This window comes from endosymbiont of Lamellibrachia barhami, assembly GCF_011947365.2.
Lineage (GTDB): Bacteria > Pseudomonadota > Gammaproteobacteria > Chromatiales > Chromatiaceae > QGON01.
The window spans coordinates 2386112-2394998 of the sequence record NZ_JAAVSH020000001.1; the positions used below are offsets into that span (position 1 = coordinate 2386112).

An 8887-nucleotide genomic window follows, 5' to 3' on the forward strand; every position below is an offset into this window, starting at 1 on the left:
TGAATTCCTCAATAAAGCCGAATTTAGAATTATCAATGCTGATTGCTGACAGATGTGAATAATGGTGATCGTCGGGAAAGGGCAGAAAGAGCTGTCACTATGCTCAAGCAGTATCGCTGCCCCTTCCTCGATACTCCTTAGAGACAGACGCGCAACAATGGAAACTGGCCCCATACCCACATCTTGGTATGGGGTCATTTTTCAGCCATGACAGATGGCTAATCGAACTACCAGATTGAGCAGTGAGGTATGACGATGAGTACGAAAACTCAAACCCATTTAGATACAGTTGTTTTGATTGCCGCCGTAGTTTGGGGCTTGGCCACTTTGGTTGTTCTGATCATATAAGCTAACTGTTTCAGTCCATTTCAGATGATAGGAGTCCGGCGAGCGAGGATTTAGCCACGCTGGAGGTTTTGTCTCGATGGGTTTTATCGCCTGGACGTCGGTCTGCGCCACGAATATAGCGTTGGTCATTAAGTTGTGGATTTCGCTATACTGAACCGAGTCTGTGGTCGGAAATTAGTTCCTTAGAATTCACGAAATGCGCGTTCTCTTCATCTACTCGAATCACGTCCGGGATCTTTTGCCTGCTCCGCCGATCGGGTTGAGCTATGTGGCCAGCGCCACTCTTGATGCCGGGCACGATGTCGAGTTTGTCGACATGCTGGTGAATGATTCCGGCCTGCGTCACCTGCGAAATATGTTGATACGCTTTCAGCCCCAAGTGGCAGCGATTTCGGTACGTAATATCGATAATGTAGTGCATCAGCGTCTATTGACCCATCTGGACGTGCTGGCTCAGCAGATCGCATTGATCCGGGAAGTCAGTGACGCGAATATTGTGCTGGGTGGCCCGGCAATCTCTATCCTCGGGTGTAATGTCCTGAGCCATATCGACGCCGATTTTGCCGTATTGGGCGAGGGTGAGTTGGTCTTTCCCCAGCTTTTGGAAGAGATACAGGGGGAGGGGCGCTACCGCGATGTTCCCGGTGTCTGTTTTCGGGAATCTGCCGATATTATCCCGGCGCAGGCTCGGCGGTTGCCCGGTTTCGGTGCTTCCGGCATGGAGCGGTGGATCTCCTGGAAACGTTATGAACGCCTGGGTGCCACCTGGCCGGTTCAAACAAAGCGTGGATGCCCGTTACACTGTACCTACTGCACCTATCCCACTATCGAGGGCAGGCGCTTCCGCAAGCGTTCCCCTCAGGATGTCGTGGCTGAGATGCGGGAAGTGATGAGGGTGAAAAATCCCCGTTGCTTCGAGTTCATCGACTCGGTCTTCAACGCTCCGGAAAGTTACGCCATCGAACTCTGCGAAGAGATCATCCGCTCGGGTTTGAAGGTGAATCTGACCACCATGGGTGTCAATCCACGCCATCTCTCCGATGAATTACTGGCTCTGATGAAGCGGGCTGGATTCAACTCAATGATGGTCACGCCGGAGAGTGCGAGTGATCGTATTCTCGATTCCATGCGTAAGGGGTTTGATGTCGAGGCGGTCCGCCAGTGTGCCGAGCGGGTGCGACGTTCAGGTATCCCGAGCATGTGGTTTTTCATGCTCGGTGCGCCGGGTGAGACCAGGGATACTGCCGAGGAGACTGTCTCATTCGTGGAGTCTCATCTGAACTGGAAAAACTGCCTGCCGATGTTCACCACCGGCATCCGTATACTGCCTGGCACAGAGTTGGCTGAACAGTCGTTTCAGACAGGTTATCTGCCTAAGAACATGGATCTTGCTCAATCGGTTTTCTATTTCTCCCCGGCAGTTTCAGAAGAGTGGTTGTTACGTCGGGTGAATCAGGCGGTATCGGTTTGTCCTAATGTTGTCCATGCGGCGGAAGACCCATCCAGTCGTCCGATGACTGTGCGTGCTTTCAGGCTCTTGCACATGATGGGCGTGGCGCCACCCTATTGGCGATTCTTCTCCCGCTTTCTCTCGCTCAGTCCCGTGCATCGAGGTCGGGTCAGACAGATTGCCAGCGGGAAGTTGCAGTTCCAGCTTTCGGAAGCTGAAAATAGTTGATCTCTTAACGCCCGATCCGCTGCGCTTATCGGGCCTACGCCCCCCATTTCAATCAAGATATTTTTTCTGCCACGCCAGATATTTTTCATGCACAAACCGGCAGTATGATTCCTTGTCTTCAAACTGTTCAGGTTGAATTGCATCGTACAGATAGTAATTGACCCGGTTGTTTTTCGTCAGCATGAATTCAACGATTTTTTGCGCTAGTGGCTGATCGCCCCAATGAAAGTCATCCTGTGATTCGTAGTGCAGATAGACGGGTAGAATAGGGACGCCGGTGCGTTTCGAAATATCAAAGATGCCGTAGCGGAAATCATCCTGCAGACGTTTTCCGTTGATGCCACCCTCAGGGTAGATCGCAATATTGAGGCCATTGCGCAACGCATTGGTAATCTCTTCGGCAACATTCTTGCGGGACTCTTTGGATTCCCTGCGAACAAAGAGCGTTCCTGCCGCTGCACTTATTCTGCCCGTGATCCACCAGTCGCGCACTTCAACCTTGGCCACGGAATGGACATCGAACAGAGCGGGGATGCCAATATCCTCGAATGCAGAGGGGTGATTGGCGATCAGAATAAACTGTTTTGGCAGCGGGTGTTGATTCTTCTGATGGAGGCGCAGATCGACACCCAATGCGTGAACGAAGGTTCCAGACCACAACCTGAACAGGCGTATATACCAGCGTCTGGGTGTAGGTCGTGCCGGCAGGTAAGAGAGTGTATAGAGCACCAGCGTAAGCAGGATCAGCTCAATCCAGCCCAACAAAATCCATGCTAAACGTAGGACAAGACGACTCATCTGTTATCCCTGTGTTCGATCTCTCTGGGTATAGCACCGATAGTTATCCGATACTCTCCACTATAGGGTAATTTTCTAAGCTGCGCTTTTCTCTGCTTGACGAAGACGATCCTCCCCTGTTTTTCTAAAGGTTGAATCAACTTGATGCCAAACCGATATAGATTGATAGTGGAATCGTATTCCAAACAGAGGTGCTTTATGCAACTTCGTCAGCTCTTTGATAATGCAACGGGTACCTATAGCTACCTGTTATGGGACAGTGACACGGCTGAGGCCGTTATCATCGACCCTGTGATCGAACAGTTCGGCCGGGACAGTCGTTTGATTGAAGAGCTATCCCTGAATCTACTCGATTCGCTTGAGACCCATATCCATGCAGATCATGTCACTGGTGGCGGTCTGTTGCGCGAACGCTTTGGTTGCCGGATCGGTGTGCATAAAAACAGTCGGGCGGAGTGTGCCGATCTGTGGCTGGATGAGGGGGACCAGGTTTGCTTTGGCGGTCATAGGCTGAATGTCATCCATACGCCAGGCCACACCAATACGGATATCTGTTATCTGGCTGACGGCGCTGTCTTTACCGGTGATACGCTGTTGATTCGTGGTAGCGGCCGCACTGACTTTCAATCGGGAGACCCGGGTACTGCCTACGATTCCATCACTCAGCGACTGTTTACGCTTGCTGATGAAACAATGGTCTATCCCGGTCACGACTACCAGGGTTTTACCGTCTCCTTCATTGGTGAGGAGAAGCGCCTGAACCCTCGCCTCAGTGGCAAGAGCCGCAAGGATTATATTCATATCATGGATGCCATGGCATTACCTGCGCCGAAACGTATCGATATTGCACTGCCCGGCAATATGGGTTGTGGATTGTAAGGCAGGCGATATGGATAGAAAAGTATTGGAGGATATGCTCAGTCGGGGTCAGGACAATGCCATCCTCAGGTATACATTGGGCACGCTTTGCCTCAAGGAAGGGATGGTGGAATCTGCCTTGGAACATCTTGAGCAGGCACTGCGGCAGAATGGCAACCATTCAGCCAGTTGGAAGGCTTATGGCAAGGCGCTGGTGGCTGCAAAAAGAGATGACGCGGCACGGCAAGCCTACGAGCAAGGCATTGCCGTGGCCGAGTCATTGGGCGACATCCAGGCCGCCAAGGAGATGAAGATCTTTCTGCGCCGGTTGACGTAACAGAGAACAGATCCTTACTTTGCGGGTTGACCCCCTCAATCACCGCGCGCAGCTGCGATCTCCTTCAGGCTCTCTGCCGCCTTGACGCAGCCCATCGGGATAACGATCAGCGTAAGGACGGTGGAGACGAAGACCCCGAACATCAAGGCGATCGCCATGCCCTGGAATATGGAGTCGGTGATGATAACGCTGGCACCGCCCATCAGGGCGAATGCGGTGATCATGATGGGACGGGTACGGGCCTTACAGGAGCGCAGCACAGCCTCCCGGACATCATGACCTTGGCGCACCTCTTCCATGGCGAAATCCACCAGTAGAATCGAATTGCGCACGATGATGCCCGCCAGGGCGATGAAGCCGATCATGGAGGTGGCGGTGAACTGGGCGCCGAGCAGCCAGTGTCCGGGTACTATGCCAAGCAGGGTCAGGGGGATTGGCGCCATGATGATGGCAGGTACGGTAAAGTTGCCGAACATGCCCACCACCAGCATATAGATCAGCACCAGTGCCACGGCGAAAGCCGCGCCCATGTCACGGAAGGTCTCATAGGTGACTGTCCACTCTCCACCCCATTCGAAGGCAGACATGCCGGTATTTTTTGGTGGGCCGGTCATGGTGCCGGAGAGGGTGACGCCATCCGGTGTTTTGTACGCCTGCAATTTTTCGTCGATGTCGAGCATCGGGTAGATAGGGGCTCCCAGGCGGCCCACCGCATCGCCTACCACATACTCCAGAGGGCGCAGATCTTTGTGATAGATGATCGGTTCCTCCTCGACTTTTATAAAGCGGCCCAGTTCGGCCAGCGGTACACTGCCGCCACCGGGCTTTGCTACCGGCATGTCGCTCAGGGCCTTGGGGTTGGCGCGCAGGGAGAGGGGCGCCTGCATGACGATCCAGGTAGATTCCAGTGCCGAGCCGGCGCGCACGTCGGTGATTTGGTAGCCGCCCATGGCGGCCGACAGAGCCTGTATGACGGCATTGGTTGAGATCCCCTGCATGGATGCCTTACGAGTGCTGATCTCGAAACGCCAGGATTGATACGGCTCGATCAGATAGTTGTCGACGTCAGCCAGACCCTCGGTGGCATCGAACAGTTGCGTCATGTGACGGGCAACCTCACGGCGGGTTTTGTCATCCGGACCGTAGATCTCCGCAACCACCGACTGCAACACGGGTGGCCCCGGCGGCATCTCTGCCACGGTAATTCTTGCCCCCATGGCCCGGGCAATCGGGGTCAGGGTCGCCCGCGCCGCTTCGGCGATCTCATGACTGGTACGCTTGCGCTCTTTTTTGTCGAGCAGCTGAACCTGGATTTCAGCCAGCCAGGATTTCTCCCGCAGGTAGTAGTGGCGCACCATACCGTTGAAATCGAAGGGGCGGGCAGAGTCCGCATAGGTTTGCAATGCTGTAACTTCCGGCATCTTGCGCAGCTCCTCCGCCAGCTCCCTGGCCAGATTGCTGGTGGTCGGCAGGGCGGTGCCCTCCGGCATGTCGATGATGACCGCGAACTCGGGTTTGTTGTCGAAGGGCAGCATCTTCACTGTCACCGCAGTGGTGTAGAACATGCCGCAGACAGCGAAGAAGGTGAGGATCAGGCCGATCAGGAAGCCCCAGCCTAACCGTTTGTTGTCGAGTAGCGCGGGGATCAGCTTGCGAAACAGCTTGTCCAGCTTCTCGTTGGAGGCGTGCTCCCGTTCTTCGGCTTTTTTCAATTTCTCCATGGAGGGACGGATGCGCATCACCAGATAGGAGGTAAACGCGAAGGCGGCGAACAGGGAGATCATCATCGCCACCGATCCGAGCACCGGAATCGGCGCCATATAGGGTCCCATGAGGCCGCTGACGAAGGCCATCGGCAGCAGGGCGGCAACCACGGTAAAGGTGGCGAGGATGGTGGGGTTGCCCACCTCCCGCACTGCGTCGACAGCGACATCGGTGTCCGGTGAACCGGCGATCAGCCAGCGCCGGTAGATATTCTCCACCACCACGATGGCGTCATCCACCAGGATGCCGATGGAGAAGATAAGGGCGAAGAGGGAGACCCGGTCGATACTGAAACCCATAACGAAGGCAGCAAATACCGTCATCAGGATCACCACGGGAATCACCACGGTGACCACGATCGCCGGTTTGATCCCCAGCGCCCACCAGACCAGCAGGGTGACGATGCCAGTCGCCACGACCAGTTTGAAGAGCAGTTCGTTGACCTTGTCCTGGGCAGTGGCGCCGTAGTTGCGGGTCACCTCCACCCGGACCTGATCCGGGATTAGCCGTCCCTTGAGGGAGTCGGCCATCTCCAGGATTGCATTGGCTACAGTGACTCCATTGGAGCCCTCTTTCTTGGCAATGGCGACCGTTATCGCCTGCTCGCCGTCTGCCACGATCTCTTCGCCGTAAGCTTGGGCATAGGCTGGGCCGGTGTAGTAGTTTACATAGTTGTCGATCTCTTCAATCGTGTGGCTGACACGGGCCACATCGCGCACGTAGACGGGTTTGCCGTTGTTCACACCGACCACCAGGTTTTGCACATCCCGTGCGTTACGCAGGAAACTGCCGGCATAGACCCGCAGGTTACGGTTATCCGCCTCCGCGTGGCCCACCACATTTTCGGCATTGGCGCCACGGATCACGTTTGCCACCTGTTCGGCAGTGACGTTGGAGCCGGAGAGTTTGTTGGGCAATATTTCGACCCGGATCTCATCGCGCTGGCCACCCACCACAAAGCCCTGGCCGGTATCGGGGATCTGTTTGAACTCCTGCAGCAGATTCAGACCCAGGCGTCGCAGGCTGCCGCCGTCCAACTCGCTGGACCAGAGGGTAAGGGTTACCACCGGCACGTCGTCGATGCCTTTCACTTTGACCAACGGCGGCATCTGCACGCCGCTGGGCATATTGTCGAGGTTGGAGGCGAGTTTGTCGTGCACCTTGACCAGCGAGGGTCCAGTCTCCTCACCGACCTTGAAGCGGACGGTGACCACCCCTTCACCGCGGGCGCTGGCGGAGTAGACGTGTTTGACACCGGGGATCTCGCTCATGATCCGTTCCAGCGGGTTGACCGCCATATCAGCCACCTGCTGGGCGCTGGCGCCGGGATAACTCAGAAAGATATCCACCAGAGGCACGGAGATCTGCGGATCCTCCTGCCGGGGGGTGGCCATCAGACCCAGGATGCCCATCGCCAGCATCGCCAGGAAGAGCAGCGGGGAGAGGGGAGAGTGGATGAACGAGCGGGCGGTTTTGCCCGCCAGGCCAAGGTTGTTCTGGTTGATCTCAGTCACGGCAGGCACCTGTTATCGATTGTTGTTCGGAGCTTGTGCGGATTCAGCAGGCGTCATCACCTGGGTGCCTGCGCGCAGACCTGGTGGTGGATTATTGATTAGCAGGTCGCCTTCCCGAATGCCGGAGAGGACCACCGTGTTACCAGCGCTGGCCGACTCCCCGAGACGCACCACGCGCAGCTTGGCAATACCCTTGGCATCGACGGCGAAGACCAGTGGCAGTCCGCCTTTCTTACGTACTGCGCTGTTCGGGATGACCAGATTGCTGTTTTGACGTGTGCTCAGGTCAGGTACGCTGACCTCCGCATACTGGCCGACGGTGGTGATTGTGTTGCCGGGCAGATCCAGTTCGAAACGCACCGTATGCTGGGTGCGGTCGGCAACCGGGAAGATGCGGCTGATCCTGGCGTGGATGACGGGATCCGCACCGTCCAGTCTGACCCCAAGCGACATTCCTTCACTCAGGCCTGGACGCAGGCGAACCGGTACGTCGGCCAATACCTGAAAACCTGAGGTCTCACTGTAGACCAACAGAAGCTGGCCCGGCTGCACTGTGTCGCCCACCTCGACATTGACCGATTCAATCACACCGCTGAAGGGGGCGATGCTGCGGGCATCCCGCAGGCTGGCCTGGATCTCCTTGATCTGCGCTTCGGCCTGTTTGTACTCGGTGTTGGCCTGGGCGACCTGGGTCTGGCGGTTAACGACATCGGAGTGGCGTTCCGCCCCCCGATTGCGCATGCCCATCATATTCTGCATCGGGTTGGTAAACGCCTGATCCATCATCGAAGGCATGCCCATACCGCCCGGGGCGGTGCTGCCGGCAGTGGACTGGGGTGATCTGACCTCCCGGTAGAGTTGTACGTTGGCGTTGCGCATGGAGGCGAGGGCCGCATCTCTCTGGGCAACAGCCGCATCCAGTTTTGCACGCAGGGCGCTGTCATCGATGCTGATCAGTTCGTTGCCCCGGTTGAACCTGTCACCCTCCTGCCCGGCGATCTGTCTGATGCGTCCAGGGATCTGGGCAGTGAGCTGCGCGGTCTTGCGCGCTGCCACAGTGCCTGCGATATCGATGGTCAAGGGTGTCAGTTCACGTTTGACTGTCATGATCTGATAGGCTTGTTCGGCTTGCACGGTGAGTGGGCCGAAACTGAGAATACTGGCCAGAATGGCTATCAGCAGAGGCTTCGTGTGCGGCATCGGCTACTCCTATTTGAGGTCTGAAATCGGTTTGAAAATTGCAGGCAGATCTGATGGATCAGGTTGAGGCAGCGCCCCCCAAGGGAAACTGGGTCTCCCGGGAAAAGGGCGGTCTCAGGTGCTGTGCCGCTGCTGACGTATAGTGTCAGTCGGATTGGGACGAATTGCACCCGGATCGAACTTGACGTAAAGCGACCCGATTATAGGTAATTTCAAGGCGTTTGGGTAATGAGTGAATACCTATAAAATCCCGGGTTATTTCCGTGTGGATCAGGCGGCTGTGGACTCAATTTTGCCGAGCAGATCCTGTAGTGGCACAGGACGACTAAATAGATAGCCCTGAAAATATTCACACCCTTTCTCTTTGAGGAATGCAAAGGCTTCCTGGGT

Annotated in this window: 6 protein-coding genes; 3 read left to right on the forward strand and 3 right to left on the reverse strand. The window is 56.0% G+C overall.

Annotated elements, in window-relative coordinates:
• Nucleotides 1–544: 544 nt before the first annotated feature.
• Nucleotides 545–2026, forward strand: a complete 1482-nt coding sequence (locus G9Q73_RS10800; RefSeq protein ID WP_177419798.1) for a B12-binding domain-containing radical SAM protein — start codon at nucleotides 545–547, stop codon at nucleotides 2024–2026.
• Between the two features lie 48 nt (nucleotides 2027–2074).
• On the opposite strand, the gene G9Q73_RS10805 is transcribed toward G9Q73_RS10800, so the two are convergent.
• Complete coding sequence (locus G9Q73_RS10805; RefSeq protein WP_177419799.1) at nucleotides 2075–2824, reverse strand: lysophospholipid acyltransferase family protein; 750 nt, start codon at nucleotides 2822–2824, stop codon at nucleotides 2075–2077.
• 198 nt (nucleotides 2825–3022) lie between these two features.
• Here G9Q73_RS10805 and G9Q73_RS10810 point away from each other — a divergent pair, with 198 nt between their 5' ends.
• The gene (locus G9Q73_RS10810) at nucleotides 3023–3703 is read left to right on the forward strand and encodes an MBL fold metallo-hydrolase (RefSeq protein ID WP_177419800.1); all 681 of its coding nucleotides are present in this window, start codon (nucleotides 3023–3025) and stop codon (nucleotides 3701–3703) included.
• Nucleotides 3704–3713: 10 nt separating this feature from the next.
• Entirely contained in the window at nucleotides 3714–4019 is a 306-nt protein-coding gene (locus tag G9Q73_RS10815) for a tetratricopeptide repeat protein (RefSeq protein WP_177419801.1), read from the forward strand.
• 35 nt (nucleotides 4020–4054) lie between these two features.
• Here the strand turns inward: G9Q73_RS10815 and G9Q73_RS10820 are convergent, their stop codons facing one another.
• On the reverse strand, nucleotides 4055–7297 hold the full coding sequence (locus tag G9Q73_RS10820) for an efflux RND transporter permease subunit (RefSeq protein WP_369408878.1): 3243 nt from the start codon (nucleotides 7295–7297) through the stop codon (nucleotides 4055–4057).
• 12 nt (nucleotides 7298–7309) lie between these two features.
• Nucleotides 7310–8497, reverse strand: a complete 1188-nt coding sequence (locus tag G9Q73_RS10825; RefSeq protein ID WP_177419802.1) for an efflux RND transporter periplasmic adaptor subunit — start codon at nucleotides 8495–8497, stop codon at nucleotides 7310–7312.
• Between the last annotated feature and the right edge of the window lie 390 nt (nucleotides 8498–8887).